At 36.8% G+C, this 25,596-nt stretch carries 29 protein-coding genes, 1 tRNA gene and 2 pseudogenes; 10 read left to right on the forward strand and 22 right to left on the reverse strand.

Annotation, left to right across the window (positions count from 1 at the left end):
* Positions 1 to 178 precede the first annotated feature (178 nt).
* Entirely contained in the window at positions 179 to 895 is a 717-nt protein-coding gene (locus tag RHTP_RS00005; protein WP_138105996.1) for a glucokinase, read from the reverse strand.
* Positions 896 to 1,015: 120 nt separating this feature from the next.
* Here RHTP_RS00005 and recA point away from each other — a divergent pair, with 120 nt between their 5' ends.
* Together recA and RHTP_RS08925 are read left to right on the forward strand one after the other, a co-directional pair.
* Positions 1,016 to 2,077, forward strand: a complete 1,062-nt coding sequence (gene recA, locus RHTP_RS00010) for a recombinase RecA (protein ID WP_138105997.1) — start codon at positions 1,016 to 1,018, stop codon at positions 2,075 to 2,077.
* Positions 2,078 to 2,318: 241 nt separating this feature from the next.
* On the forward strand, positions 2,319 to 2,477 hold the full coding sequence (locus RHTP_RS08925) for a hypothetical protein (protein ID WP_244609496.1): 159 nt from the start codon (positions 2,319 to 2,321) through the stop codon (positions 2,475 to 2,477).
* 71 nt (positions 2,478 to 2,548) lie between these two features.
* Here the strand turns inward: RHTP_RS08925 and RHTP_RS00020 are convergent, their stop codons facing one another.
* The 6 genes from RHTP_RS00020 to RHTP_RS00045 all read right to left on the reverse strand — a co-directional run bounded on the left by RHTP_RS00020 (position 2,549) and on the right by RHTP_RS00045 (position 7,222).
* Complete coding sequence (locus RHTP_RS00020) at positions 2,549 to 3,094, reverse strand: hypothetical protein (RefSeq protein ID WP_138105999.1); 546 nt, start codon at positions 3,092 to 3,094, stop codon at positions 2,549 to 2,551.
* A 110-nt stretch (positions 3,095 to 3,204) separates the two neighbouring features.
* Positions 3,205 to 4,095: a polyprenyl synthetase family protein gene (locus tag RHTP_RS00025; protein ID WP_138106000.1), complete on the reverse strand. Its 891-nt coding sequence runs from the start codon at positions 4,093 to 4,095 to the stop codon at positions 3,205 to 3,207.
* Positions 4,092 to 4,766 carry an acyltransferase gene (locus RHTP_RS00030; protein WP_138106001.1) on the reverse strand — a complete coding sequence of 225 codons (675 nt, stop codon included), beginning with the start codon at positions 4,764 to 4,766 and terminating at the stop codon, positions 4,092 to 4,094. Before RHTP_RS00030 ends, RHTP_RS00025 begins: the two co-directional genes overlap by 4 nt.
* A gap of 79 nt (positions 4,767 to 4,845) precedes the next feature.
* Complete coding sequence (gene ubiG / locus RHTP_RS00035) at positions 4,846 to 5,604, reverse strand: bifunctional 2-polyprenyl-6-hydroxyphenol methylase/3-demethylubiquinol 3-O-methyltransferase UbiG (protein ID WP_138106002.1); 759 nt, start codon at positions 5,602 to 5,604, stop codon at positions 4,846 to 4,848.
* Entirely contained in the window at positions 5,586 to 6,092 is a 507-nt protein-coding gene (locus RHTP_RS00040) for a hypothetical protein (RefSeq protein WP_138106003.1), read from the reverse strand. Before RHTP_RS00040 ends, ubiG begins: the two co-directional genes overlap by 19 nt.
* Positions 6,083 to 7,222, reverse strand: coding sequence for a 3-oxoacyl-[acyl-carrier-protein] synthase III C-terminal domain-containing protein (locus RHTP_RS00045; protein WP_138106004.1), 1,140 nt, complete (start codon positions 7,220 to 7,222; stop codon positions 6,083 to 6,085). Before RHTP_RS00045 ends, RHTP_RS00040 begins: the two co-directional genes overlap by 10 nt.
* A 260-nt stretch (positions 7,223 to 7,482) precedes the next feature.
* On the opposite strand from RHTP_RS00045, the gene RHTP_RS00050 reads away from it, so the two are divergent.
* Complete coding sequence (locus RHTP_RS00050) at positions 7,483 to 8,616, forward strand: class I SAM-dependent RNA methyltransferase (RefSeq protein ID WP_171005673.1); 1,134 nt, start codon at positions 7,483 to 7,485, stop codon at positions 8,614 to 8,616.
* A gap of 203 nt (positions 8,617 to 8,819) precedes the next feature.
* Here RHTP_RS00050 and RHTP_RS00055 read toward each other — a convergent pair whose 3' ends face one another.
* The 6 genes from RHTP_RS00055 to RHTP_RS00080 form a co-directional block, all read right to left on the reverse strand.
* Positions 8,820 to 10,598, reverse strand: coding sequence for a peptidoglycan DD-metalloendopeptidase family protein (locus RHTP_RS00055; RefSeq protein WP_138106006.1), 1,779 nt, complete (start codon positions 10,596 to 10,598; stop codon positions 8,820 to 8,822).
* Entirely contained in the window at positions 10,577 to 11,113 is a 537-nt protein-coding gene (locus RHTP_RS00060; protein WP_138106007.1) for a hypothetical protein, read from the reverse strand. The genes RHTP_RS00055 and RHTP_RS00060 overlap by 22 nt, the downstream gene beginning before the upstream one ends.
* A 171-nt stretch (positions 11,114 to 11,284) precedes the next feature.
* Positions 11,285 to 11,656: a hypothetical protein gene (locus tag RHTP_RS00065; RefSeq protein WP_138106008.1), complete on the reverse strand. Its 372-nt coding sequence runs from the start codon at positions 11,654 to 11,656 to the stop codon at positions 11,285 to 11,287.
* Positions 11,657 to 12,041: 385 nt separating this feature from the next.
* Positions 12,042 to 13,130, reverse strand: a complete 1,089-nt coding sequence (locus RHTP_RS00070) for a linear amide C-N hydrolase (protein ID WP_138106009.1) — start codon at positions 13,128 to 13,130, stop codon at positions 12,042 to 12,044.
* A gap of 69 nt (positions 13,131 to 13,199) precedes the next feature.
* Positions 13,200 to 13,274 (reverse strand) — tRNA-Pro (locus RHTP_RS00075).
* An 8-nt stretch (positions 13,275 to 13,282) separates the two neighbouring features.
* Positions 13,283 to 13,537: a hypothetical protein gene (locus RHTP_RS00080; RefSeq protein ID WP_138106010.1), complete on the reverse strand. Its 255-nt coding sequence runs from the start codon at positions 13,535 to 13,537 to the stop codon at positions 13,283 to 13,285.
* A gap of 135 nt (positions 13,538 to 13,672) precedes the next feature.
* Here RHTP_RS00080 and RHTP_RS00085 point away from each other — a divergent pair, with 135 nt between their 5' ends.
* From RHTP_RS00085 to RHTP_RS00100, 4 genes are all read left to right on the forward strand, one after another.
* A complete protein-coding gene (locus tag RHTP_RS00085) occupies positions 13,673 to 14,956 on the forward strand; it encodes an MFS transporter (RefSeq protein WP_138106011.1) in 1,284 nt (427 codons plus the stop codon).
* A gap of 60 nt (positions 14,957 to 15,016) precedes the next feature.
* Complete coding sequence (gene ung / locus RHTP_RS00090; protein ID WP_138106012.1) at positions 15,017 to 15,697, forward strand: uracil-DNA glycosylase; 681 nt, start codon at positions 15,017 to 15,019, stop codon at positions 15,695 to 15,697.
* A gap of 1 nt (position 15,698) precedes the next feature.
* On the forward strand, positions 15,699 to 16,640 hold the full coding sequence (locus RHTP_RS00095; protein WP_138106013.1) for a small ribosomal subunit Rsm22 family protein: 942 nt from the start codon (positions 15,699 to 15,701) through the stop codon (positions 16,638 to 16,640).
* An 83-nt stretch (positions 16,641 to 16,723) separates the two neighbouring features.
* Positions 16,724 to 17,179: a hypothetical protein gene (locus RHTP_RS00100; RefSeq protein ID WP_138106014.1), complete on the forward strand. Its 456-nt coding sequence runs from the start codon at positions 16,724 to 16,726 to the stop codon at positions 17,177 to 17,179.
* A gap of 107 nt (positions 17,180 to 17,286) precedes the next feature.
* On the opposite strand, the gene RHTP_RS00105 is transcribed toward RHTP_RS00100, so the two are convergent.
* The 9 genes and pseudogenes from RHTP_RS00105 to RHTP_RS00155 all read right to left on the reverse strand — a co-directional run bounded on the left by RHTP_RS00105 (position 17,287) and on the right by RHTP_RS00155 (position 24,442).
* Positions 17,287 to 17,571, reverse strand: coding sequence for a hypothetical protein (locus RHTP_RS00105; protein WP_138106015.1), 285 nt, complete (start codon positions 17,569 to 17,571; stop codon positions 17,287 to 17,289).
* Between the two features lie 930 nt (positions 17,572 to 18,501).
* A pseudogene (locus tag RHTP_RS09175) lies at positions 18,502 to 19,052 on the reverse strand (transposase); the annotation flags it as partial.
* A 52-nt stretch (positions 19,053 to 19,104) separates the two neighbouring features.
* Positions 19,105 to 19,425 (reverse strand): portal protein, encoded by a 321-nt coding sequence (locus RHTP_RS00125; RefSeq protein ID WP_138106018.1) that lies wholly within the window; start codon positions 19,423 to 19,425, stop codon positions 19,105 to 19,107.
* A 573-nt stretch (positions 19,426 to 19,998) separates the two neighbouring features.
* Positions 19,999 to 20,241, reverse strand: a complete 243-nt coding sequence (locus tag RHTP_RS00130; protein ID WP_138106019.1) for a hypothetical protein — start codon at positions 20,239 to 20,241, stop codon at positions 19,999 to 20,001.
* 2 nt (positions 20,242 to 20,243) lie between these two features.
* A complete protein-coding gene (locus RHTP_RS00135) occupies positions 20,244 to 20,759 on the reverse strand; it encodes a hypothetical protein (protein ID WP_138106020.1) in 516 nt (171 codons plus the stop codon).
* 9 nt (positions 20,760 to 20,768) lie between these two features.
* Positions 20,769 to 21,137, reverse strand: a complete 369-nt coding sequence (locus tag RHTP_RS00140) for a hypothetical protein (protein ID WP_138106021.1) — start codon at positions 21,135 to 21,137, stop codon at positions 20,769 to 20,771.
* A 146-nt stretch (positions 21,138 to 21,283) separates the two neighbouring features.
* Positions 21,284 to 21,565, reverse strand: a complete 282-nt coding sequence (locus RHTP_RS00145; RefSeq protein WP_138106022.1) for a hypothetical protein — start codon at positions 21,563 to 21,565, stop codon at positions 21,284 to 21,286.
* Positions 21,566 to 21,794: 229 nt separating this feature from the next.
* Positions 21,795 to 22,994 carry a terminase large subunit domain-containing protein gene (locus RHTP_RS00150; protein ID WP_171005674.1) on the reverse strand — a complete coding sequence of 400 codons (1,200 nt, stop codon included), beginning with the start codon at positions 22,992 to 22,994 and terminating at the stop codon, positions 21,795 to 21,797.
* A 276-nt stretch (positions 22,995 to 23,270) separates the two neighbouring features.
* A protein-coding gene (locus tag RHTP_RS00155) for an IS3 family transposase (protein ID WP_138106024.1) occupies positions 23,271 to 24,442 on the reverse strand; the annotation gives its coding sequence in 2 pieces (ribosomal slippage) (positions 23,271 to 24,190 and positions 24,190 to 24,442; 1,173 coding nt in all).
* 126 nt (positions 24,443 to 24,568) lie between these two features.
* On the opposite strand from RHTP_RS00155, the pseudogene RHTP_RS09180 reads away from it, so the two are divergent.
* From RHTP_RS09180 to RHTP_RS00170, 3 genes and pseudogenes are all read left to right on the forward strand, one after another.
* Positions 24,569 to 24,730, forward strand: a pseudogene (locus RHTP_RS09180) (transposase); the annotation flags it as partial.
* 20 nt (positions 24,731 to 24,750) lie between these two features.
* Positions 24,751 to 25,197 carry a hypothetical protein gene (locus RHTP_RS00165; protein ID WP_138106025.1) on the forward strand — a complete coding sequence of 149 codons (447 nt, stop codon included), beginning with the start codon at positions 24,751 to 24,753 and terminating at the stop codon, positions 25,195 to 25,197.
* Positions 25,198 to 25,199: 2 nt separating this feature from the next.
* Positions 25,200 to 25,445 (forward strand): hypothetical protein, encoded by a 246-nt coding sequence (locus RHTP_RS00170; RefSeq protein ID WP_138106026.1) that lies wholly within the window; start codon positions 25,200 to 25,202, stop codon positions 25,443 to 25,445.
* Positions 25,446 to 25,596 lie beyond the last annotated feature (151 nt).

A 25,596-nucleotide genomic window follows, 5' to 3' on the forward strand; every position in this document is an offset into this window, starting at 1 on the left:
GTAATTAAATGTTGCTCCCATTGCTTGTTGAAATCCTTCCAAAAATCATCCACAGAACAGTACAATTCAACAAGCTTTTCCATTTTTGACCTCTTTTGTTGTTGTTTTTTCAGAAACGAAACTTGTACAACATTAAGAGGTCTTTTTACACTGTTTTTTTGTCTTATCTTTCCTATTCTTAGTTAATTAAACTCAACACTGGGGTTTCTAGCGCTTTTTCTATTACAAGTCTTTGGGGTTCTAATTTGGTGGAATTCGCCTCAATTTCTGGATCTCTTTCTTCCTTTTGAGTATCTACTAGAAATCGATATATTTGATAAAGGCCAAATCCCGATAAGACTCTTTCATAAGAGACGTGTTTATATTGTTTATATAAATAAGAAAAAAGTTCTACCTGCTCTTCATTGCAAGGTGCAAAGTCGGTATGACCACCTTCTGTTGCAATAGGTTGATGTATTTTTGCATCCCAAAATAGACCCGCCTCTCCTAAACCCGTGCCGGCAGAAATCAACACCTGATTGTCATTTATTCTTTTTCCCTCGTTTAATGTTACATATTTGCTAGAGGAAAGAAACTGTAATCCCCATCCACTAGCTTCTAGATCATTGAGTAAAAACACATGAGGGATTTTACATTGATGCTGCAACTCTCCTGCAGAAAGAGTCCAGGGTAGATTTGTTGTCCGACAAACTCCATCCTGTACAGGTCCGGCTATTCCAAATCCAGCCCGAGAAATAGAAACATCAGGAAATGATGAGAGGAAATGATGTAGTAAAGAAGAAAAATCGGAAAAATCACGACTATGAAAAGTTTTTTCTTCTACACACTGTAACTTATCTTCTTCAAAAAGAGCTAAACTAACCTTTGTCCCTCCTATGTCACCCGCTAACAACATAATTTATCCTTTATTTTTTTATAATTAATTCTGGAATTAGACACCATTTGCAAAATCGATTATCCTTGACGCAAAGACAAATCAGATTCAATCTTCAGATCAGATAACAAAAGGAACTTTATGTCTCAACAAAATGATGCAGGAAAAAACAAAGCTCTAGAACTAACAATGACACAAATTGAAAAACAATTTGGCGAAGGGTCCATTATGACCCTAGGTAAGCACTCTTCTTTAAAAGGAGAGATGGGAGTGATTAAAACAGGAGCAATAACCCTTGATCTTGCATTGGGCATTGGGGGTGTGCCTCGTGGAAGAATTGTAGAGATATTCGGCCATGAATCCTCTGGGAAATCCACACTTGCTACCCATATTGTAGCCAACGCACAAAAGAGCGGAGGCCGTGCTGCCTATATAGATGCAGAACACGCATTAGATCCGACTTACGCTGCTAAAATCGGCGTTAAACTCGATGAATTGTTGATCTCTCAACCTGACTCAGGAGAAGATGCGCTAAATATTGCAGAGATGCTCGCACGCTCTAACGCGATAGACGTCATAGTTATCGACTCTGTTGCAGCTTTGGTTCCTAAAAGCGAGCTTGCAGGAGAAATCGGCGATTCTTTTATGGGATTACAGGCAAGAATGATGTCTCAAGCTCTTAGAAAGCTAACAGCAACTCTTTCCAAAAGCAATACTTGCGCTATTTTCATTAACCAAATACGTGAAAAAATTGGAATTATGTTTGGTAATCCAGAGACCACAACAGGTGGAAAAGCTTTAAAGTTTTACGCCTCTATCCGGTTAGACATTCGCCGTTGTGGCAGTATTAAAGGCCCAGATAACACAGAGATTGGCAACCGTGTTAAAGTAAAAGTTGTTAAAAACAAAGTATCTCCTCCTTTTCAGGTAGCGGAGTTTGATATTTTATTTAATGAAGGGATTTCCCGTATCGGCACTTTAATCGACTTAGGCGTTGATCTAAGTATTGTTGAGAAAAAGGGTACCTGGTTTAGTTTTCAAAACCACCGCTTAGGACAAGGAAGAGAATCGGCTAGAGAAGAATTGAAAAAAAACCCTCACCTAGTAGAAGCAATAGAAAGACTAATCCTAGCTAAAGTCAAAGAAGCAAAAGACCCGATCATTCCTCTTGTAAAAGAAGAGAAAGAAGAAGTATTGGTCTAACAAAAATAAACCACCGGCAATAACCGGTGGTTTTTTTATATTATAGTACACGCGCTAAAAAATTATAACAACCTGTTGTTATCCCTTATAAAACAGTATGGTTTCCTATAGAGAAAGGTGAGTTATTGCAAAGAGAAAAAAAACCTCTTCTAGCATAAAACACAGAAGCATTTCGGTAACAAAGGCTAGAAAGATCCTAGGGGATGTTTTTGGTGAGGTTAATTACCAAAAAGAAAGAATCATGCTTACAAGTCACAAAAAGAGCATAGCCATGGTATCTATGGAGGTTTTAAAAGCTCTGGAAGATGCCCATGACATACATGAAGCACAATTGGCTTTAAGAGAAATCAAAGACAAAGGAAGCCTCTCTTTTGAAGAAATGAAAAAACGCACGGGCTAACCCATGCCAACTACACATCAAATTGAGTTTGCTTCTCGTATAGAGAAGCAATTGAAAAACAAGAGGTAAATTCAACATTGAGGTTCTTTAAACGCAGCTTCTTTGCAAGAAAGCACAGAGCAACACTTACTTATGCTTCTAGCTGTCTTCTTACAAAGAGATTCTGGATTGTATTTTTGCATTCCACTACCATTTTCTCTCTCAATGAGGAAGCAATCGCCTTTTTGTAATTTTTTACTTTCCACCGTTGCATTTGGGAAAGTATTAGCTATCCAAACATCTATTGATCCCAAAGGTTCTGCAAACAATTCTTTATATGGTAATATTTTCCAAAGTTTTATGGAGCTTGAATTTTCGGCGTACTTTTTCACAGTTTTTGAAAAGAGTTCACACGCTTTTTGTGCTTGTTTAATGTAAGTTACATTAAAAGAAAAAAAGATCCCCTCATTTAAACCAGCTATGGTTATAGCGCATTTTCTTGCTGGAATACTCACGCCATCATATTTACTTCCATTACACTGCAAACCAAATGACCAATCTTTTATGGCTTCAAATTTTCCCTCTCTTTGTAAGGAAGCAGAAAGATCGTTTTCCAAACGCGAATAACCAATAGTCATAGTTTAAGCCTTTTTTTAATGAATAGTTAATAACTGTATTCATTAAAATTATAACAATCAATAGTAAGTATTTTCTATGAATTAACAAAAAAAACAATATTAATAAAAAATTATTTTTCAAATTTTGTATAATGAGAAAGCATATCGATAATATTTTCAAAAGACGGGGTAAAAAGATCTAGTTTCTTTAAACATTTACAGCAGCTAGATAATTCATTTTGAAAATACTCCAGTGCTTTTTCAGGACCTAGCAGATGGGCTATGCTGAGTTTAAGATTTTCTTGCTCATCTTGTTTGATATCATGAAGATCATCTGCAATCTGAAAAGCAAAACCAAAGTGATGGGCTAGTTTTTTAACTAACTCAAGTTGCTTTATATCCCCTCCTCCAAAAAGCCAGCCGAAAGTAAAAGCGATTTCAAAAAGGGTTCCTGTTTTTTGAGAGATAACTCTTTGTGCGGTTTCTAAGGAATGGTCTGGGGGAAAAAGATCAAAAAATTGACCCCCTGTAGCTCCTAAAATTCCAGAGCATTGGGTCGCCGTGGAAAGGGCTAATGTACAAATAACATCACTAGACACAGAAAAAGGAGAGGAAGATTCTTTAAGGTTTTTCGCATTCTGATGAATCTTACCAAACCCAGCTGTCATCAAAGAATAGCTGGCCAAAAGAGCTGTTGATTCTCCATAGATCTTGTGGGTAGAGGGCTTATCACGCCTTTGGTCATCATCATCCATACAGGGAAGGTCGTCGACGATTAAAGAAGCTGTATGAAAAAACTCTACGGCTAGGGCCGCATCTAAAACATCTAGTTGATTGCTTAACGCTTCTGCAACCAAGATAACGATTAAAGGACGAAAACGCTTGCCACCGCTCATTAAAGCGTACTCGCAGGCATCGCGCAATTTAGTTTTTTCTCCAAACTCAAGAAGGCTTTGGGTGATTTTTTGATCCACTTTTTCTAAATGCGAGGAAAAAGAAGGTTGTTTTGTTAAGGTTGTCATAGAGATTCTACCATCATATGTGAAGAGGATTTTACAAGGCTATTTGGGGGAACATACCTCTGCAGGGTCATATTTGGGTAACAAATCACAGCTTTGCCGATACAGGTACCAGGATTGATTACAGTGTTGCATCCAATTTGGGAATTATCTCCTATGCACGCGCCTAGCTTTTTCAGTCGAGTTTTTATTTTTTTCTGCTCCCAATGAACAGAAATACATTGATGATCCAGTCGATAATTTGCGCATTTTACTCCTGCACCAAGATTGACATTATTACCTAAAATAGAATCTCCTACATAATTAAAATGAGGAGCCGCTGCTTTATTAAAAAGAATGGAGTGCTTTATTTCAGTGGCATGACCAATTACACATTGATCTGCAAGTAACACATTTCCTCGAATATAAGCCCCCTGACGGATCTGACAATCTCGGCCAATTATACAAGGTCCCTGAATGTAGGCGCCTGGTTCAATAACTGTTCCTAGACCAATAGAGATCTTATCAGGATCTATAAGAAATACACCAGAAGCGATATCTATCTCAATCTTTCCCAATCTTTGCTCTAAGAGGTAGGCATGAAGTCTCTCTAAAGCCTCCCAGGGATATTCCAGGCCGCTAAATAAATCCTTGTGCTTACAGGTATCTAGACAAAATAATGAAAGACTTTCCATGCTATCCTTAAGACTTTGAATCTTTCATTCTAAAGGATATTGGAGTTAATGTGCAGAGACATTTTTTTCTATCTCCTTATTAAATTTTTTCATAACAAGCATGAGAGCGGACTTTTTGTGCAACTCCACAATAGCCTGTTTTAAGAGAAGAAGAAAAACAGAAGGAAAAATCAGTAGAAATTTTTTTAGTTAATAAAAGACGAAAAAAGCTTTTAGTCAAAATTTTAGGACGAAATCCTTTCAAATTTTCTATATCAAAACCGTTTGAATGACACATTTTCTGCAGTTCCTTTGGTTTAATAAACAAGGAATAAACATGCATATTTTTTGGAGCATTTCGAACAAACCAATCTACTCCTTTAATCACAATAACATAACTAGCAAAAGTGCGATTAAATGTATGAAAAAAGAAACGCCCTCCAGGGCGAAGCACTCGAGAAGCTTCTTGAATCAGTCGCTCTGGATATTCTAGATGCTCCAAAACATCTGTTGCGCATACAACATCAAACTTTGTTTTTTCAAAAGGAAGATGATAGGCACTGGCTTTAATATATTCCACTGAGTGAGTTTGATCGTATAAGCGCGCTACTTCTAAACTTGTTTCCGAAAGATCTATTCCTGTTACTGCATGTCCTTTTTCAGCAAGAAAATTTGCAAGAAAGCCCGCACCGCAACCAATGTCTAAAATAGACTGAGCAGGAGCTATTTGAGCAGCCACCCAATCTTTTCGAAGTGCATTTTCTGCTCTTAGCAGGGCAACGGGATGATCATTTTCTAGATACCAACGCTCTTGCAATTCATTGTAAAAAGAGTTGTTAATTATTCTTTTTCTACGCATTTTTCTTTCCAAACTAGGTTCCAAAAGACCACTTGATAGATCAAGAAAAGGGTAAGTACTGTTACTTGAAACAGTAAAAATTTGTGCAGAATTTGTGGTTCGCTTAACCACTGCCTCATCCAGCTGGCAACGGGTTTTTCCTGGCTGATCGGCCAAATAAATCCAGCTAGCCCCAGAGTAATCGGGTGAAGAGTAAACAACAGTGCATGCAACCAATTTTCCCTTGCACAACAATGGTGCTTGTGCACAAATTCATCTTTAGTTACCAAAACACAAGAGATAGCAGCAAGAAGCAAATAAATTTTTAAGGTTGAAGAAGAAAAAGGAACAAAAAGGGCAAAGGAAAAACAAATCAAAACGCTTAGCGTATCAATCGGATGTCCAATTCTCTCCCAACGAGGCAACTTTCTTTTTATATGAAAATATCCTTCATCAAAAACCATAGCGACCGCTTGCAAAACAAAAGGAATAACAGCTACTAACCACATGGTAACCTCTTTTCCATTATAGACCCACAAATCGTAAGACCCGGGCCAAAAGCCAAGCTTATAATAAGAGATCCAGATACAACTTTTGGATCTTCTAAAATTTCTTTCCAGACATGTGGCAGCGTAGCTGAAGACATGTTGCCAAATTGTTGCAAGATGAGTTTACTGTGAGCTACTTGAGCAAAACTTAAACCTAACACCGCTTGAATAGATTGAACAATTTTAGGCCCTCCTGGATGGATAGCAAAAATTGCATTTTGCAAGATGTATTCGATAGTAAACCCCGATTTTTGACTCATACGAACTAAGTAGGGATAAATAGATTGAGCAATTAAAGCGGGTATTTCTTGAGATAAAGAAAGAGCAAATCCCCAATTTTCCATTTTCCAATGCATAGCGTTAAAAGAATTAGAAACCAGTTCTTCGTGAAGGATATAGAGTTGAAAATGCTCTGAAGAACAATGGGCTTGGGCTCGATATTTTATAAACCCATCTGCAAATAACGATTGAGAAACCAATTGGTTTAATTCATGCAAAGAAGGGTTCGTATGCAAAGAGCAAATCTCTGTATGAACGATATCAATACAACTTTCTGTTTGCAAAGATCCTTGTGCTAATCTTAAAGCGGGAATAGACGCAGAACACCCCATGTGATAGACATGCGAAACAACGGTTTTCTCTCCCCAGCCTCTTTGAGAAACCATTTTTTGCCCACCGCTAGGAGAGACGTATCCAGTGCAGGTTACATGAATTAAGTGATCTGGAGAAATAGCAGATTTAGGATAAAACTGTTCAAATGCAGCTTCCACTTGATCCGAAAAAATTTTAGAGCGGGTTGTTAAGTCAACCCCAAAGGAAGATTCTTCCAAACGATAAACCTTCATCTTTTCCCACTCTGTATGTAGAAAATCGCTTAAAACATGCCCTCTTTTTGAAATTCGATTCGGTTTACAGGCAACGTGATCCAGTTTTTGTTTGAGATTCAGAGTAAAAGGCTGAAGCTGTTCTGCTTTTTTTCCTTGCATGTAAGCTTCTGATTGCGTATGGGCTTGAATGAGCCAATGTAATGTTTCTTCTTGAGAGCTTTCGTAAACAGGACGAATGATTTCGAATTGGCTTAAAGTTAACATAGACCCATTGGGTTAAAAAAACATTTATAGTATTTAATTGCGTTAATTAGCTAGGTATTTTTCTGAGCAACTTTAAGGTCTAAATTCCTATTAACTACTCTTATATATATATATGTCTTCTTCTTATGGGTGTGTGAAAGTGTTCATAAGTGGGTGTTTTTAATAGAGGAAATAAATTGTTCATGAATTGAAGATAGCTTGATGATAAAGTGGCGGTTTTGAACAATCAACAGTTTGTTAACAGGGTTATGGACATAGTTATGAACACACTTTCAACACCGCTTCATTGCGATTATTTTCCTGTTTGTTCAGGTTGTGATTTTCAGGGACAAGAGCTTACCCCTCCTGTTTTTTCTTCTTTACAAGATTTTTTTGCCAAAGAAGCTCCTAATCTGGAAATTCCTTTCATCTATCAAGAACCACAGGGCTGGCGCTTTCGCGCTAAGCTTGCAGTAAGAGGAAATTCTAATTCTCCTCGTATTGGTTTGTTTCAACGAGGAACTCACAATGTAGTTTCCATTCCTAACTGCCCCTTGCACCACAAAGTAATTCTCAAGAGTTATCAACAGATAAAACAAACCATGATAGACTTCCAAATTACACCCTATGATGAAGAAAAAGGTCTTATACGTTATCTGCAGTTCTTGGTGGAAAAAAAAAGTCAGACGGTTCAGCTGTCTATTGTTGTAAATGTTTCACAACCGACAAACAAACTTCATGCGTGGATTCATCACCTCTATTCTTTAGGAGGATTTCATTCGATTTGGTTGAATTTTAATACAGAAAAGACCAACCGTATTTTTGGTGACAATTGGTTATTGTGTACAGGTGAGAGGTACCTTCAAGAAAAATTTGGCAATATACTTTGCTCGATTCACCCCGCTTGCTTTGTGCAAGCGCATTTAAGCTTATTTGAACACGCTTTATCCATCATTTGTCAAGAGGCCCTTCGATCAAAAAAAGTTTGTGAGTGTTATTCTGGAATGGGGGTTATTGGACTAAACCTCGCAGCCTTTAGCAAAGAGGTTCACTGTATTGAAATAAATCCGTTTGCTAAACAGTGTTTTGATCAAACTTGTTCCCTCCTTCCTCAGGAGATAAAAAACAAAGTGTTTTTCCATCCAGCATCCATGGAGAAAAGCTTAAGACTGCTTAAAACACCTGAGGTGATTGTTGTTGATCCACCAAGAAAGGGCTTAGAAACCTTTGTGCTCGATGCAATTGATCAATCCCAAGCCGAGCAGCTTATTTACTTAAGCTGCTCTACAAGCTCGTTTATACGCGATTGTGGTAGATTGCTAAAAAGTGGTTGGAGCATAGAAAAGGCTTTTGGATATCTGTTTTTTCCGGGAAGTAACCATGTTGAGACCTTGTGTATCTTGAAAAGAAATTAATGCATTAAGAAATTTTGTGTTTTTTACTAGAGTTACTGATTTGATTTTTATACAGATGTTTTTTAATGAATTAGATTCAGTTAGCCCGAATTTCCTGCTAACTGCCACCGATGGTAAAAACTATCAAGTTGTTCATTATAACCTTAATGCAATAATCCCTATTCAAAAAACAAAAATCTTTCGATAGCTTATAAAGTAAGAAATTAATCTCTTGAGATGAAAACGCTATTTCTAACTAAAAATTTATTTTTAAAGGTTAAAGGAACCGCTTGAGCATTGAATAAAAAATCTTCTGTCTCATCTAATAATATACAATGAATGTGTAGATGAGGTTCGGAGGTATTTCCTGTGTTCCCTACCTTCCCAATCAGCTGACCTTTTTGAACAGTATCTCCCTCTTGCAACTTTACACTGCCATTTAATAAGTGCGCTAAAATAATTGCTCTATCTGTATTGTCCTTTTTAATTACAATATAATTCCCCGCTGGATTGGTTGGGTCTGTCTCAGATGGTGGCTGATCTTTCATAGAGTTGACAACCTTGAGAATAGTACCAGAGCAAGGGCTGTATACATCTGTTTCAAAAATATTATAATCACTTAGTTCTGTTGCAAATAGACTTTTTGTTCTTAAGCCAATTTTACTTAATTGTACAATGTCCAATGCATATTTTTGTGCAGAGACAAAATAATGAGCATTAATTGTCGAATCATTTCCTCCATGAAGGATATAATAACTTCCATTTTTAAGAGGAAAATCTAGCTCTATTGATTTTCCTGGGCTTAGTCTCCCTTTAAGAGCAACTATGATTTCCCAGGACATAATAGATATCAATCCAAAACAAGCAAGGCCCATTACGCCACGCATTATTCTATTTGTTTTCTGATTTGGATTAGTTTCTTCTTTTGGATCTTTTTCTCGCATAGAAAAGAATGACTTAATGGCTGAAATAAAAAAAGCTCCCAATAAAACATAACGAGCAAAATATCCAAATCCCAAAAAAGGCCAGAAACCTATTAAAAATAGGTTAAAAGTATAAATTCCACTAGCTATAATCTGAACTAGCCATATTTTTATATTCTTTGCGCGAGGTGTCCATAGCCTAGTTATAAAAAAGAGAGGAATAAGAACATAAAAAAGAATGATCAAAAAAAGATCGGCAGACTGCTGCGATTGAATACAATAGAAAAGAATTGGATATGTTGCAAAAAATGCAAACAAAAAATTATTTAATCCCATAAAAAATGCATTAGCTAAATGAAATAAAAAACCCGCAAGAAAAAAAAGAGGAAGAAGTTTTGGATTAACAAATAAAATCATAAAGAAAGACATTTCAAAAAGAATCACTCCCCAACTAAGAAGAGATGAAAGTCGGTTAGTTTTACTCAGTCTATAAATAAAAGGATGACCATATACAGAGGTACTAAAAATAAGCTGTACTGCATTACCGCTCCTCCATGTCGGAGATAAGAACTTTCTAATACCAGCAATAAAATAAGATAAGAGCAATTGTCCGGAGATAAACCACATGCAAAAAATGGAAACTTTTGAATAAATTCCAAATAGGCTCCCTATAGATAAAGAAAATAAAATGATTAAACTCATTTGATAAGAGCCATCTAGTCCATATGGATTTCTCAAAATATAGAGCAGTAATAAGAAAAACGATAAAAACAAAATAAATGTGGATATAATATTAAAACAACAAAGAATGAATAAAGAAATAGATGTAATTAATCTTAAATATATACAAAATTTAAAAGATCGATCTTTTAAGAAAAAATTTAAGCATTTAGCAGTTAAGCCTTTTACAGTCCACCGTTGGGTTAGACGTGAAACTTGCCAGCTTAAAATTCCGGAAGATTTAAATACATGCCAACCAATGATGTCTTCTAGTGAAGAAATAATAAGACCCAAAGATAAAATGCCTAAGGAATACACATAAGCTTTTTTTATACTGATTAATTCAAATAATATTTGCATGTTTTTTTCACTGGGTGTGTTTCTGATAAGAAAACTAATTTGCCCTCATCTAATTTAACTTGGCTCATAACCATAAATTGCACTTTTGCAGCCAATGGTTCTCTAGAAAAAGAATGAATAAAATTTAAGAGGTGTAAATAAGGAATGGACATGCAGATCTGATTTTTATCTTTCACTGCATGTATACATTTTACTAGATCAAGTATAACATCTACAAGTCCCTTTAAAAATCTATTTCTTGGATTCCATAAAAAAGAATAATAGGGCCGATTTTCTAAGATTTCATTAGCTTGTTGCCACTTTCCAACACGATTATCTTCATAAATAAAACGATAAAACAAGAAATAATCCGAGTTATAAGGAGTGGGAGCAAAAAAGCTCCATGAAGGTAACAAGCAACTTATGAATGGAAATTTCTGTAAAAAGGATTCTGACACTACAAATTCTTTTAAAAATGTTGCTATAAATAAACCGAATAAACCGATTCCAATTATAAACTCGAATAAATATTCCATGCTTAAATTCATTCCAAAATTAATAAGTTTAAATACTCTCAAGTAAAAAATAATTTTTATTACTTTATGCTCACAGTTTCTATATTTTACATTAGAAAAAGTGAAATCTCTTTAATAAGGAGCCGGTTTTTTTTTGAATTTTATAAATCAAGTTTAAAAGAACGAATGTATTTAAATTATTTTTTCCCTGAGTGCCAATAATTCTTCTACAGAAAGTTCTTTAAGATCCTGTTCTTTCTTTAATGGCAGCATATTTATTCTTGAGCTAGTGCTTCTACCACTAATAAGAAATACAATAACTCTAGCTATAGCAGACACAGACCATTCCATGTTTGGATCAAACATAATACTTAACCGATGTGGAGAAGCCAATCTTTCAGCAGCCTCTTGTAAGTTTACTTGAGCTAATTTGGCTTCAGTCTGATTTTGAATAGAACGTACTTTTTTTGTTATATCCATGTTTCTTTTCGAATCTACACAATGAGGTTCCACAGAAACGTGATTTTGGGCTTGAACTTTGTTATCGATTGATTTGATGATCATATGCCCTCTATATGATTAAAAAAAAATTTAAGAACACAAGAGTTTTAAATTTTTTTATATTAATTTCAATATTTTTTTCGCGTTAACTGAGCTTTTAGACAAGTATTGGGGGCAAATCTACAAGGACCTAAAAATTCTTGATTCTATACAAGTGTTCTTTTATTCTTTATCGAGGTTTTTCATTTTAAAAAGAACTAAGGATAGGTTTTGCTTGCTAGAGGTATTTTCAAGTTTAGGTTCACTACTTGCGCTAAGAGCTATCCAATGCATTTTTTTAGAACTTGGATTAGAATTAATTTTCAAAAACTATGGTCATTTCCAGTGGAAAAGAGTCTTAGGATATTTTCTGGTTTCCTGAGCTTTGTCTAATGTACTGAAGTAGGTTTTAGTTTACACCAGCTGGAAGAAAGTGAAAGGGCTCAGAGACTTCAAATTGATCGTTTGCCTTTCCTGAATACACTTTGCCATCGGTTAGGATTAGTTTTTTTATGGGACTTCCCTCTGTCAAATCAAAGTCCAATAAGGAGACCCAAAAGGTATTGGGGCTTGTAGCTGAATCAAAATAATACACTCTGTTTTTGTGATCTGCAATGCTGCGCCAAAGAGTTGATGCAATGTTTGGCTGGCCTGGTGTGGTAATTCCCAAAGGCACGCTTACACTGCGGATAACACTCGTAACACTAGCTATAGCCTGGTTGGTATAGGTTCCCTTTGGTACTGCTGTAATATAGTTGGGATCTGTAGCTTTTGGGATTGCTTGAATAAAAAAAGAAGCTCTAGCAAAACGATCTGCTGCACGGCTGGTTCCAGGAAGAAAGGTTTGCCCGCCTATGATTTCCCAGTATTTATTTAGAGCAAGCTGCTCATCAAATTTTGGCGAGTTTGTCATTACTGGATATTGCTTGCCATGATGAATAACCAGCTTTCCGCCTATGTATTCAAAAATAGCAGAGTCCCCTGTTGCATCTGAGATAGACAGGTGTAGTTGTGCTGGTTTAGCATTGGGTAGGGTAGAACCCAGAACCTGGAAGGGTTCTGAGCATAGTTGATTTACAGCTTCGGTAACAGTTGCAAAATTATCAAGAACAAACTGTGCCCATAAACTAACGGATAACAGGGGCTTTTTATTTTTAGGGTTGCCGTAATCAGATTCCACAAGATAGAGCAAATTAGCGACAAGTCCTTTTTCATTTATTCCATCAGCAGTTCCTACTTCGTAGCCAGAAACAATCACACTACCGTATTTTGCAGACCATGTAATAGAATTAGGGCCGGCTTCACCATTGCGCTCTATGCCTCTTGGAAATACCCAAAGATTAGAGTGCATGTCTTCCATCCAATCCATCGAACGTCCTGTAATAACAATGTTTTGAGTGCCTTGATAGAGAACGCGAGTACATGCCTCAGCTTCTACTGAAAAAACACTAACGGAAAAAAGAATAGCTATATTTTGAAAGATTTTTTTTAAGACCATGACTTTTTCCTCAAAGGTGACCATTAAAAAAACAATAAAATAATTCTTATTAAAAAAAACAGAGAAAGATCTGGGTGAGAGGATTTGAACCTCCGACCCCTAGCACCCCATGCTAGTGCGCTAGCCAAGCTGCGCTACACCCAGATAAAGATTTAAATAGAAGTGAGTCCTTCAAATTGAAATTCTGCACGCTTAAATTCTTTGACGCCAATTCGAGCGCATTCTTCGATGATTTTTTCTAAAACATCACCAGCATGCACTTCTGCTGCGGATATGTCTACAGAGATAGAAGCAGAAAAATTCACTCCTGATCTTACACCTGCTACCTTGAAATTTGCGTAAATAGCTTCTTTTTTTTTAGAAATATTTTTAAATCGCACAAGGTTGTTTTCTGCTAGATCTTTCATTTTAATACCGCGTGTTCTTGAACTAAAGCCATAGATCCTAAGTCTTAGATCCTCCTTTTGTCAATCAAAAACACTGGACCATTCGGATAGAAAAATGCTACTCTCAATCGCAAACTTAAAATCTGATGAATAAAAATGACCCGTGAAAAATTAACGTATCCTATCCGTGCTTGGAGCATTTGGCTTCTTAGCGCCATTTTTATGTTTTACAAATATGCTATTGAAGTGTCTCCAAGTGTGATGACGGGGACTTTAATGAAGGCTTTTGACATTAGTGGTGTGGAATTGGGGAACTTAGCTGCTAGTTATTTCTATGCCTATCTACTTCTACAAATTCCAGCGGGCTTGCTTTTAGATAAATTCGGACCTAGGAAAACCACAACAATTGCCATTTTTTTATGTGCGGCGGGGAGTCTTATTTTTGCTAAAGCAGATTCCTTAGTTATGGCAGGAATAGGGCGATTCCTAACCGGTATTGGCGCAGCTTTTGCTGTTGTTAATTGCTTAAAACTCATTGCAAACTGGTTTCCTTTTAGACAATTTGCCTTCATGGCAGGTCTCATGATGACAGTAGCCATGTTAGGAGCTGTAGGCGGACAAGCTCCTTTAGCTGTTTTTATTCAAAAGGTAGAGTGGCGTTATGCGATAGAATTGATTGGAATAGCAGGGCTTATTTTAGCTGTTGTTTTTTGGATTGTTGTACGGGATAAAGCTCCTGATCATAAAAGAGAAAAACATATTGTTCCTACTAGGATTTCTCTTTTTGATAGCATCAAGCAGATTTTTCAAAACCCTCAATCTTGGTGGCTTTCTATTTACAGCGGTTTTGCTTTTGCTCCTGTAATGGTGTTTGGAGGGTTATGGGGTGTTTCTTTTATTATGGAGGCCTTTGAGCTCACGCATCATAGGTCAGCGCAAATGGTATCGCTGATTTTTATTGGTTTTGCTGTTGGAGCCCCTATTTTTGGATGGTTTTCTGATTGGTTGGGCCGTAGGCGCATTGTTATGCTATGGGGAACTGCATTAGCGCTTATTGCGATATCTACTGTTATTTATGTATCTGGTCTTTCTGTATATGTGCTTGGTTTTTTATTGTTTATTTTTGGATTTTCCATCAGTAGCTTTTTACTCTGTTTCACCATGATTCGAGAGGTTAATTTACCGATTCTTGCCGCAACAGCCATCGGATTTATGAACGCTTTTGATGCGCTTCTTGGAGCTGTTTCTGATCCATTAACCGGCAAGTTTCTCGATTTGCACTGGGATGGAAGATTAGTGGAGGGGGCAAGGGTTTTTTCGGTAGACGCTTATCAAACAGTTTTTATCACTCTTCCTCTTTATTTGCTGATTTCTCTTTTTACCCTTCTGAAGATTAAAGAAACACATTGCAAGCCCTCCTACACAATTCCTCTGCCTTAAGATTTGCTTTCTTTTCTTTTTTTGAGTAAAATCTATTCTTTTTCATTATGGCGTGACCTTATGAGTATGAAATTAGCCGCTAGTTGGCATGAAGTATTAAAAGAAGAACTTGCTAAGCCTTATGTTGCAGATCTTAAAAAATTTTTAGCACAGGAAAAAGCTGAGAATAAAATCATCTATCCTCCTGAAGAGTTGATCTTCAACGCCTTTTTACATACCCCATTTGAAAGAGTAAAAGTAGTAATCATGGGGCAAGACCCTTATCATGGCCCAGGACAAGCGCATGGCTTGAGCTTTAGTGTTCCTTGTGGAATACCCCAACCTCCTTCTTTAAAAAATATATTTAAAGAGCAAAACCAAGATTTAAACATTCATTTGCCGAAAGAGGGCTGTTTATCCTCATGGGCTAAACAGGGGGTGTTATTGCTTAACGCAACGCTTACTGTGCGCTCTGGTGAGCCCAAATCGCATTATGGACGTGGATGGGAGGTTTTTACCGATGCGGTAATTGCTAAATTAGTAGAGAGAAAAGATCCTCTTGTATTTGTGCTTTGGGGAAAATCGGCTCAGGAAAAGATAGGCGCTGTTTTAGAAGAAAAAACAACCTCTCATGTTGTATTGACAGCTGCACACCCCTCTCCTTATTCCGTTCAAGGATTCTTTGGCTGCCGTCATTTTTCTCAAATCAATGAAGCTTTAAAAAAATGGGGCAAAGAACCTATCAATTGGCAATTACCTTAAAATGTTATCCTCGCTAGAATTTAAAATTCAGTCTTTAATCCAAGGAACTTCTCTAAAAAACTGGGTAAAACAAGCACAGAGCTTAAGTTCTACCTATCGTCAAAAAAAAAACAAAACAGAGACTCTTTCTTCAGAAGCTCTCAGAATAGCTTATTTGTGTTCTCGCCTTCCGGCTACCTATGCTGCAATCTCATCTGTATTCAAAGAGCTACAAAAACGTTTTGATCTTTCTTTAATTCGCTCTTTATTGGATTGTGGTGCAGGACCGGCAAGTGTGCTTTTAGCAGCCGAGTCTTTTTTTTCTCTACAACAAGCAACCCTTTTAGAGAGAGATCCTGGTTTTATTAAACTAGGAAAGCTATTGACCCATCCAACAGATGTAGAAGTTACCTGGATTGTGCAAGATGTCACAAAGGGTATCCCTTCTTCTGCTAAAGACCTTGTTATGGCTTCTTATTCTTTATGTGAAATTAGCGAAGAAGATCAACTGCAGATAGTAGAGTCTCTATGGGACAAAACAGAGCAGATTTTCATTTTGCTCGAACCCGGTACCCCTAAAGGGTTTCATTTTATCCGAAAAGCAAGAGAGAGACTGCTTGACTTAGGAGCTTTTTTACTAGCCCCTTGTCCGCATAGTAAGAGTTGCCCTATAGCCAAAAACGACTGGTGCCATTTTTCTGTGCGATTGCCTAGGTCTTCGCTTCACCGCCAACTAAAAGAAGGATCTTTAAACTATGAAGATGAAAAGTTCTCCTATCTGATCTTCTCTCGTACACCTGCCTCCACTAGTTCCTCTCGTGTGATTCGTCATCCTTTCAAAGGATCGGGATTTGTAAAACTAAAGCTATGTACAGAGTCAGGTCTTGTAGAAAAAACGATCAGTCGAAAGGATAAAGAGCTCTACTCTATTGCTAAAAAAACTGAGTGGGGGGATGAGTTTTAACATAGAAGATCTTGATCGCTGTGTTTTTCTATGTTAATTTCTATCAAGGGTTCCTGTATCGCACTTTCTTAAGAGAATACGCAATGATGATAGACAATCATTTTAGAATTATCTATAAGGACTGCTTTTTTACAATAGAGCACACCGTTTCTTATGATATTCCAGGGTATCTTATACTCTTCTTTAATCAACAGATTCCATTAGCCGATCAGGGAATGGAGGCTTTAATTAAACTGGGACCGTTACTAGCTTTGTCCATTCAAAGCATCCAAAAAGTCATCAAGCCGCAAAAGGTCTATTGTCTATTGTTTGGTGAAAAAAATGAAAATCCTCATTTTCACCTCTTCCCAAGAACTAAAGAATTAAAAGAAGAGTATGAGTCTTTGTTTGGTATTCTCCCTGATGGCGTTGTTTCCGGCCCTGATCTGTTTAGCTGGATTACAAAATCCAAACAGGGAATGAATGCACAGACAATGACTATTTCGCGCGAACTACAAAAAGCTTTATATTCTTATTCAATGAATAAAGAAGACTGTTAAGGAAGTGTTTTAATGTTATTTTCAATGCTTCTAAAATTTTTTAGCTAAAATCTCCAGAGATTTAGAATTTACAAACAATCCCACTACTGGTGGGATTATTTAAATATTTAAGGATCTGTTGCTTCTTTTGTTTCTTTTTGAGGAAGTTGGGGAAATCTGAACATCTCTAACAATCTTTCAATAAAGCTTGTTCGCATGTCAATAGCAGTAAGTTTGTTTTCAATGCTACTAATACGGTTTTCCATCTTTTCAAACCGAGCATCTATTTTTTCAAACCGAGCATCCACCTTTTCAAACTGTTTATCCATTCTGTGAATGATCCAAAACAATCCACTAATCGTTGGAACCAGAATGCTTATGATAACAGTAAGAGTTTGAGAGTCTATTCCCATGTTTACCTCCTTATTATGTTTAAAAACCTAAAGGCTAAACCTGCTCTTCCAAAAATTAAAAGGTCTTCTTAAAATTTATATCGTTCTTTGGATCTAAATATTTTGAAATTGCCATTTTAACCTCATTATAATCGAACAAGCCTATTGGTTTGGAATTAAATTAGTGTTTATTTATCCTCCACCCCTCCATTGGAAGCTTCCTATATTTTTCTAAGTCAACTCCTATTAGTTCTAGAACTGTCTTATAATCTACAGGACCTTTTCTCTCTTTTTCCTAGAAGAACAGCTAAACCTTTATTCAAACATATCCATTGGCGAGCTTAAGTTACTTTATTCCAGGTCTTTTATTTTCAATATAAGCTCTATCTGTTAGCTCTGGTTCTTGTAAATTAAGTTTATTAATATAGGAAACATTTTTTCTATTTCTGCAAGAGTGAAATTCCCATTCCTATAGGAGAAGTAGTGTAACGGTTAGCCTTCAAACATGCAAGTTGATGTTGTACTTGGAAGATAATACTTCTCTGGTAGTTTGTCCTTTTTTGCAAGGAAATAGTCATCAACCCCTGCGATTTTCATTTCAAGCGGAATAGATTCACTTAAGACAAATCCATGCTGGATTGCACAGCTAAGGATATCTTTTTCTACTAGCTCCTCTCGTGTGATTCGCCATCCTTTTCAAAGGATCAGGATTTGTAAAGCTGAAGCTATGTACAGAGTCAGGTCTTGTAGAAAAGACGATCAGCCGAAAGGATAAAGAATGCTACTCTATTGCTAAAAAAATTCAATGGGGAGATAAGGTGAAATAAAGCATTTATTGATTTATTTTTCCCCTTAGGAAGAGTTTTTTTCTCCTTGTTACTTGCCTTGTGAATGCAAATGCATCTTGAAAAACAATGTCTGTGCTTTTAGTGTTCAAAAAAAAGGCGGCAATATCAATTTAGCAACTCTTTTTCTAGAACAGGAAATGCCCTGCTTTTGAAGCTTAGCGTGAATCCTCGGGCTCCCATAAGTTCCTCGGCTACTCTTATGAGCTTTTTTAATTTCTTTGATTAACTCTTGATTCTCCACGTTTCTTTTACTAATCACTCTATTTAAAAACTCATAGTACCCACACCTGGAAACTTCTAAAATGTGAGCCATCTTCTCTATTTCAAATTCTTTAGAATGGGTCTTCATAAATTCAAATTTCAACTCTTTGGTTTGGAGAAGATGGCAACTGCTTTTTTTAGGATGTCTCTCTCCATCGTAACGTCAGCTAGTTGCTTCTTTAAACGATATAATTCTTCATTGCATGGCTTTAATATCCCAGATCCAGGGAAACTGTCTTCTCCATGCTCCTTATACTCTTGGATCCACGCGTAAAGGGTAGATTTGGCTACACCTAAATCATGAGCGATTTCGCTCATAGACTTACTGCTTTCTCGACTTAGCTTTACAGTGTTTATTTTAAACTCACGGTTGTACTTTTCTTGATTTTTCATAGACCCTTATTTTTCTTAAGCTATTATTATTTACTGTCTATGTTCTTTATGTCTAGGAAAGGGTAGCAAGATCAAGCAGTTGAGAGAGTTGATCTGCTGCAAGTTGATCAGAGTTTTCAATAGGCACAACAACACTACTTAGACGGCGTTGCCTCTGTCGTCCTGTAAGATTGTTGATGCTGCGACGGGCTTTATTGAAGACAAGCGCAAGGCGTCCTTCTTCGTGAAGCTTTTTTCGCTCCTGAGCATCCCATTGATCTCCGAGATAAAAACGATGATCTCTATTGGCTAGAGGATAAAAAGAGCTCCATCCGCTATAGGCTTCTTCATAACAGTCATTATACTCACTGACAATCGCCAAATCTTTCGACATCGCATTCCCGCATACGGTTTTTAGTCATTTCTCCCGTACGAGAAAATGCGAGGCCGTTGTTACGGCAACGAACGAGATGATCAGTCTCTGCCTCGCGTGTAGCTAGCATCCTAAGGTGGTGTGATGCTTTTTAAAACTGTTAGTTTCAATTCTTTGAGGACTATTATTAATAGATCCTATTTAATTCGTTTTACATTAATAAACTTATTAAAGTCTACTCATATAGTTGTATTAACTGTGTTTTTTGATTTTAAATGTTATTATCTAACGCATTTTACATAAGCGCTTTTAACAAATGCATGGCTGCTGAGAGATATGCTTGAGTTAGAGGCAAGAAATGATCCGATACCCTTGGCACTTTTTTCAAGAATTTATCTATGAAAAGAGCCCTTGAGTTAGGGGGGGTTAAAACTTATCATCAAAGTTATAATAATTTAATTTAGGCGTGCTATGGGACAGATTTAACCTCGTTACACATCAAGAGAGAATTAGAATACAAATTTTCTTAGTGATCTAGACAACCAATGAAGAGCACAGTTTGAGCATTTCTAAATTAAAAATGCTCAAATTTGATTAACGATCAAAAAATGAAGCTAAATAGTCGCGTATTTCAGGAAATACTAAGTCAATACTTTCGAAGATAAAATAGAAACCAAGTATTAAACAAACAGCCCATTTTTTTTTGAGGTTGTTATTATGCCATCCATCGTATGCCCAGTCAGCTAATTTTAGAAAGATAAAAGCGCACAAAAATGTCATTATTGGTACGCCTAAAATAAACATGCCGATCTTGTGTTGTAGAGACCCTTCTGGCATAATTATCTCCTATAGTTGCGATTGCGTGCTTGTTCTGCGCCAGTTTCCCCTACCGTAGAAATTCCAGTGCCTACCATTCCAGCTCCAATCCCTATTAAAATAGGGCCAAGAGGGGTTCCAGATAGAGCCGCTCCCAGTGCTGCGATACCTAAACCAAATATGTATGTAGTCATACCTGGTTCGTTCATTATGTCGCCCGGACTTCTTTTATTATGCTTACTTTTTGTTAAAAGTTTTGTGGCCTCATCACCATTAAGAACTTGAACGTTTCTAATTCTTCCGCCAACAGCGCTCATTATGCTAGGACCAGCTATAGTAGCAAGAGGACCAATAGCCATAAGAGGAGCAGCTATGGCGCCAGAAATCATTCCTTCTGTAAAATTTTGCATAAGGCTATCTGCTTTAACCTCTTTTTCACCAAAAGCCTTCTCCCATTTCTCAAATCTCTCAAATTTTCGTTGAGCTTCTTCTGGCATGGATAAATATTCTTTTCTTGCTGTGCAGTTATCTATATTCATTTTAATATCCTATTTTCTTATTAATGAGCTGCTGATGATTACTGGATTGAGTGGGCTGAATTGAAGAAGATCCTTAAAACCTAAACAACGTGCAACAATTGCGCAAGTCGTAGCAAAGAATAGACATGCGATTGCACGCACTTTCCAGTCAGTTGATTTAGGAAGCAATTGAATCTGGGATGCACAAATAAAGGCTGGAAAAGGAACTCCTAGGGCACCACAAATCATCCCTGTTACAAAATTTTGCATAAGGCTATCTGCTTTAACCTCTTTTTCACCAAAAGCCTTCTCCCATTTCTCAAATCTCTCAAATTTTCGTTGAGCTTTTTCTGGCATGGATAAATATTCTTTTCTTACTGTGCAGTTATCTATATTCATTTTAGCACCATATGTTTTTTATCAGGAAGTTACTGACAACTATTTGATTGAGTCATGGGTTTAACTCAAGGAAAATATCTGAACAATTAAGATTGTATTGATAATGTGTGTTATAAACATCAAACCACTACAGATTCCAATTGCTACTATGAGTTTTCTCTCTTTGCTTTTATTATATTAAAGAACACAACGCCTATAGCGCTGACTACAGCTGCACCAGCAGACCATCCTATGCTGGTAGTAAAAGATTGTGTAAAGGTTTCCCAGATTGTTTTTTTTTGTTGTATAACCCTTTTATCTACATAGAATATTTCAAGACGCTCAACAGTCCCACCTTTTAGATTTAGTGCTTCACTAAGGTCAAAGTTTAATTCATTATTGTTTAGTCCTGTTATCTCTATACGATTTCCATTTGTCACTGCTTTCATAATTACCTTGATGTTTTTAAGAGCAAAAGCATGCTACAAAAAAAATATATTTATTGTCATTGTGATAATGACATAACAAGTTTTTTTATAAGCCTCCAAATATATCTACAAAGGCACTTAGGCCATTGAAATACATTTTCAGTCCCCTTTTTACTGAGACACTTTTAAAATTACGTTCTAAATAACCGTTTGAATAGCGCAATGAAACTGCAATTTTTAGAGATTTAAACTATGCATAATGGCGGAATTGATACATCGCTTGCATACGCTCAGCATCCTCTTCTGTCATGCCTTTGTTTCTTTTCTTACTTTGAATAACGGCTAAATATCGAAAAGCATCCATCGTATCAGAAGACCAGTCGTGAACAGGTTCATCGCTATATACGTTTAGCTTTTCTTTATAGTATCTGTGATAATTTTCTGCGGCTTTAACAAAGAAGTTACATTTTTTGCTATCTATCCACAGTCTTGGAAATATTCCACGTGCTAATTCTATGCCTTCAGGAACAAGAAGCTTTGGTACAATTTTGAAAGAAATACCCAAATCCTTAGCTATATCTAACCTTGTTTGTGCTCCTGATCCAAACTCTCGTACTTTAATGTCATGAGGAGCGTAATGGTCTCCATAAGTCCATTCATTTTCGGCTGCTTTTTCCTTTAGAATGCGAGCATAGTGATTAATACCTTCTCCACTGTTTCGATACATATCAATGATGCGGATTTCTCGCCCGCAGGTCTGTACAAATAAGATCACAGCTTCATCTGAGACGCCAATGTCCCAATAAGTGTCCACCAGAATATGAGGATCTGTTGGTACATTAGTGATTCGGTTTTCGAGTTCAGCTTTATTAAGTAATTTAGCATAATAAGATCCCTCTGCGCCTTGCTCGAAACTACAGTAATATTCCTGCTGGATAAGCTGTTCTGACATTCCTGCTTTGCGCTCTTTTTCCATATCTTCTACACCTAAGACCTTTGTATCATCTACTGTTAGCTTTTGGCAAAACCAGTCAGGATCATTTTTTGCCATCAGATAAAGATCATATGCATGGTTTTTTCCGCGAGGAGTGAAGTTAAAAATAGCCCAACCATCGTTCTCCGTAAGGATCGGTCGTATGTAATTCCACGATTCTGGATTTTGAAGAGAAAATTCAGAAAAGACACAGCCAACCTGATTAGTTCCTACATTGATAGTTCCATTTGTTCCCATGATCTGTATGATGCTTCCGTTGATTAACGTTATTTTCATCTCATCTTTCTCTATACTCCTTATGATTCCTTTGGGAATGCAATCAATAAAACGTTTCCCGTCTCTATCCACTCCATCCCATAGGATTCTGCGCCCAAGAACTGCTGTTGGAAAGAAATAAGTATAACCTCCCGGTCTGTACCAAAAAGCTTTTTTAATCATCCAATTCAAGCAAGTCATTTCTTTGCCACAACGCCTGTGCCATACTAATACTGCTCTCTTACAGCCAGCATCCATCGCAGATAAGAAATCATTCTGATAAAATCGCGAAGAAAAGTCAGGAATCCGAACGACTCCCTCTTCATTAGGATTCAGTCACTCAATATTGATAATCTTTATAGTGATATTGCAACCATTTTTTAGACACTTAGAACATAAATTTTTCTATCTTCATTCGTATCGTCTCCGCGAGCTATGCAGGGCTCGCTTGCGATATCTTCATTAAAACTTTTCTTTTTATATCACTCTCTCAGCTGTACAATTCCATGCAGCCTCAAAATCTATAGGCGACACATATCCTAAAGTCGAATGCAATCTTTTGCGGTTATAAAAAATCTCTACATATTCAAAAATACTGGTTTTGGCTTCTTCTCTAATTCTATAGTTGCTGAGGTGAACCTCTTCTGTTTTTAAGGTGTGAAAAAAACTTTCTGCAACTGCATTGTCGTAACAGCGCCCTTTTGCACTCATACTTAATGTTATCCCATGTCGATTAGCCAATTCTTTAAATTCATTACTCGTGTATTGAGTTCCTCTATCTGAGTGAAACATCAAGTCTTTATTTGTTTTGCGATTGTACAGAGCTTGCTTTAACGCTTTTGTGACTAGCTCTGTCTCTAGCCTATCACTCATGCTAAGGCCTACTACTTTCCTAGAAAAAAGATCCATTACCACCGCTATATATAACCAACCTTCTTGAGTAGATACATATGTTATATCGCTTACCCATACTTTATTAGGAGATCCTACTATAAAATTTTGATCCAAATGGTTAGGAGCTATCATTATCTCTTTTTTGCTTGCTTGTGTAGTCACTTTCCATTTTTTTCTCATCTTGGCCTGTATTTTCTCTTGCTTCATCAATTTAGCAACTCTTTTTCTAGAACAGGAAATGCCCTGCTTTTGAAGCTTGGCGTGAATCCTCGGGCTCCCATAAGTTCCTCGGCTACTCTTATGAGCTTTTTTAATTTCTTTGATTAACTCTTGATTCTCTACGTTTCTTTTACTAATCACTCTATTTAAAAACTCATAGTACCCACACCTGGAAACTTCTAAAATGTGAGCCATCTTCTCTATTTCAAATTCTTTAGAATGGGTCTTCATAAATTCAAATTTCAACTCTTTGGTTTGGAGAAGATGGCAACTGCTTTTTTTAGGATGTCTCTCTCCATCGTAACGTCAGCTAGTTGCTTCTTTAAACGATATAATTCTTCATTGCATGGCTTTAATATCCCAGATCCAGGGAAACTGTCTTCTCCATGCTCCTTATACTCTTGGATCCACGCGTAAAGGGTAGATTTGGCTACACCTAAATCATGAGCGATTTCGCTCATAGACTTACTGCTTTCTCGACTTAGCTTTACAGTGTTTATTTTAAACTCACGGTTGTACTTTTCTTGATTTTTCATAGACCCTTATTTTTCTTAAGCTATTATTATTTACTGTCTATGTTCTTTATGTCTAGGAAAGGGTAGCAAGATCAAAGAAACACCAAGGGATATAAGATAAAAGGTATTTGCTACCTTGAAAAGCAACGTTGGGTCGTTGAGAGAACGATTTCTTGGTTAAAGACAGGCTTTCGTCGCCTTACAGTGCGCTGGGAAAGAAAGGCAGTATATTGGAATGGTCTATTAATGTTTGGACTACTGGGCTATTGGATGAATTTCTTAAGTCGGCAAGTATCTTTAAAACAGTAAATTTAATTCAAGATAGGTTCATGCCAGAAGATGTTCAACAAGAATTGGTGGAGATTTACGGCGAAAGAAGGGTTAAAGAAGATAGCCTTATAAAAAAATTTGCAACAGGAATGCTTGCTGGCGGTATAAGTGCTCCTCTTGGTGCTCTAGGGGTTCCTGTTATGGTTGCTCCTAGCATAATAAACACTGTTGGCAGAAGATTTAGGAACGTTAAAGTCCTTAATGTTAGTTCAAAACTTTTAACAAAAAGTAAGCGTAATAAAAATAATCCGAGCGATGTAATACACGAGCCAGGTATGACTACGTACGTAATTGGTTTAGGTATCGCAGCACTGGGAGCGATTCTATCTGAAACGCCTATTGGCCCTATTTTAATAGGGATTGGAGCTGGAATGGTAGGCACTGGAATTTCTACGGTAGGAGAAAATGGCGCAGAACAAGCACGCAATCGCAACCGTAGGGAGTAATTGTGGAAGAATGGTCTCTACAACAAAAGATCGGCATTTTTATTTTTGGCGTACCAATAATGACATTTTTGTGCGCTTTTATCTTTCTAAAATTAGCTGACTGGACATACGATGGATGGCGTAATAACAACCTCAAAAAAAAATGGGCTGTTTGTTTGATAATTGGTTTCTATTTTATCTTCGAAAGTATTGGCTTAGTATTTCCTGGAATACTCGACTATTTAGCTTCACTTTATAATCATTTTTGATCAAGTTTGAGCATTTCTATGAAATTTTCGTAAAAGGAGTTCATTTAAACCCCAGAAGCAATACCGGCTCCTATAACCTTGTTTTTAGATCTTCCTTGCTAATTAAACCGACGTGGCGGTCTATTATTTTTCCATCTTTAATAAATAAGAT

Origin of the sequence: Candidatus Rhabdochlamydia sp. T3358 (assembly GCF_901000775.1) — a bacterium.
GTDB lineage: Bacteria > Chlamydiota > Chlamydiia > Chlamydiales > Rhabdochlamydiaceae > Rhabdochlamydia.

Excerpts from the sequence above, each read along its gene's own strand:
- RHTP_RS00005 (WP_138105996.1), bottom strand. The coding sequence starts at position 895 with ATGTTGTTAGCGGGTGACATAGGAGGGACAAAGGTTAGTTTAGCTCTT.
- recA (WP_138105997.1), top strand. The coding sequence starts at position 1,016 with ATGTCTCAACAAAATGATGCAGGAAAAAACAAAGCTCTAGAACTAACA.
- RHTP_RS08925 (WP_244609496.1), top strand. The coding sequence starts at position 2,319 with ATGCTTACAAGTCACAAAAAGAGCATAGCCATGGTATCTATGGAGGTT.
- RHTP_RS00020 (WP_138105999.1), bottom strand. The coding sequence starts at position 3,094 with ATGACTATTGGTTATTCGCGTTTGGAAAACGATCTTTCTGCTTCCTTA.
- RHTP_RS00025 (WP_138106000.1), bottom strand. The coding sequence starts at position 4,095 with ATGACAACCTTAACAAAACAACCTTCTTTTTCCTCGCATTTAGAAAAA.
- RHTP_RS00030 (WP_138106001.1), bottom strand. The coding sequence starts at position 4,766 with ATGGAAAGTCTTTCATTATTTTGTCTAGATACCTGTAAGCACAAGGAT.
- ubiG (WP_138106002.1), bottom strand. The coding sequence starts at position 5,604 with ATGCGTAGAAAAAGAATAATTAACAACTCTTTTTACAATGAATTGCAA.
- RHTP_RS00040 (WP_138106003.1), bottom strand. The coding sequence starts at position 6,092 with ATGTGGTTAGTAGCTGTTATTCCTTTTGTTTTGCAAGCGGTCGCTATG.
- RHTP_RS00045 (WP_138106004.1), bottom strand. The coding sequence starts at position 7,222 with ATGTTAACTTTAAGCCAATTCGAAATCATTCGTCCTGTTTACGAAAGC.
- RHTP_RS00050 (WP_171005673.1), top strand. The coding sequence starts at position 7,483 with ATGAACACACTTTCAACACCGCTTCATTGCGATTATTTTCCTGTTTGT.
- RHTP_RS00055 (WP_138106006.1), bottom strand. The coding sequence starts at position 10,598 with ATGCAAATATTATTTGAATTAATCAGTATAAAAAAAGCTTATGTGTAT.
- RHTP_RS00060 (WP_138106007.1), bottom strand. The coding sequence starts at position 11,113 with ATGGAATATTTATTCGAGTTTATAATTGGAATCGGTTTATTCGGTTTA.
- RHTP_RS00065 (WP_138106008.1), bottom strand. The coding sequence starts at position 11,656 with ATGATCATCAAATCAATCGATAACAAAGTTCAAGCCCAAAATCACGTT.
- RHTP_RS00070 (WP_138106009.1), bottom strand. The coding sequence starts at position 13,130 with ATGGTCTTAAAAAAAATCTTTCAAAATATAGCTATTCTTTTTTCCGTT.
- RHTP_RS00080 (WP_138106010.1), bottom strand. The coding sequence starts at position 13,537 with ATGAAAGATCTAGCAGAAAACAACCTTGTGCGATTTAAAAATATTTCT.
- RHTP_RS00085 (WP_138106011.1), top strand. The coding sequence starts at position 13,673 with ATGACCCGTGAAAAATTAACGTATCCTATCCGTGCTTGGAGCATTTGG.
- ung (WP_138106012.1), top strand. The coding sequence starts at position 15,017 with ATGAGTATGAAATTAGCCGCTAGTTGGCATGAAGTATTAAAAGAAGAA.
- RHTP_RS00095 (WP_138106013.1), top strand. The coding sequence starts at position 15,699 with ATGTTATCCTCGCTAGAATTTAAAATTCAGTCTTTAATCCAAGGAACT.
- RHTP_RS00100 (WP_138106014.1), top strand. The coding sequence starts at position 16,724 with ATGATGATAGACAATCATTTTAGAATTATCTATAAGGACTGCTTTTTT.
- RHTP_RS00105 (WP_138106015.1), bottom strand. The coding sequence starts at position 17,571 with ATGGGAATAGACTCTCAAACTCTTACTGTTATCATAAGCATTCTGGTT.
- RHTP_RS00125 (WP_138106018.1), bottom strand. The coding sequence starts at position 19,425 with ATGTCGAAAGATTTGGCGATTGTCAGTGAGTATAATGACTGTTATGAA.
- RHTP_RS00130 (WP_138106019.1), bottom strand. The coding sequence starts at position 20,241 with ATGCCAGAAGGGTCTCTACAACACAAGATCGGCATGTTTATTTTAGGC.
- RHTP_RS00135 (WP_138106020.1), bottom strand. The coding sequence starts at position 20,759 with ATGAATATAGATAACTGCACAGCAAGAAAAGAATATTTATCCATGCCA.
- RHTP_RS00140 (WP_138106021.1), bottom strand. The coding sequence starts at position 21,137 with ATGAATATAGATAACTGCACAGTAAGAAAAGAATATTTATCCATGCCA.
- RHTP_RS00145 (WP_138106022.1), bottom strand. The coding sequence starts at position 21,565 with ATGAAAGCAGTGACAAATGGAAATCGTATAGAGATAACAGGACTAAAC.
- RHTP_RS00150 (WP_171005674.1), bottom strand. The coding sequence starts at position 22,994 with ATGACTTGCTTGAATTGGATGATTAAAAAAGCTTTTTGGTACAGACCG.
- RHTP_RS00165 (WP_138106025.1), top strand. The coding sequence starts at position 24,751 with ATGCCAGAAGATGTTCAACAAGAATTGGTGGAGATTTACGGCGAAAGA.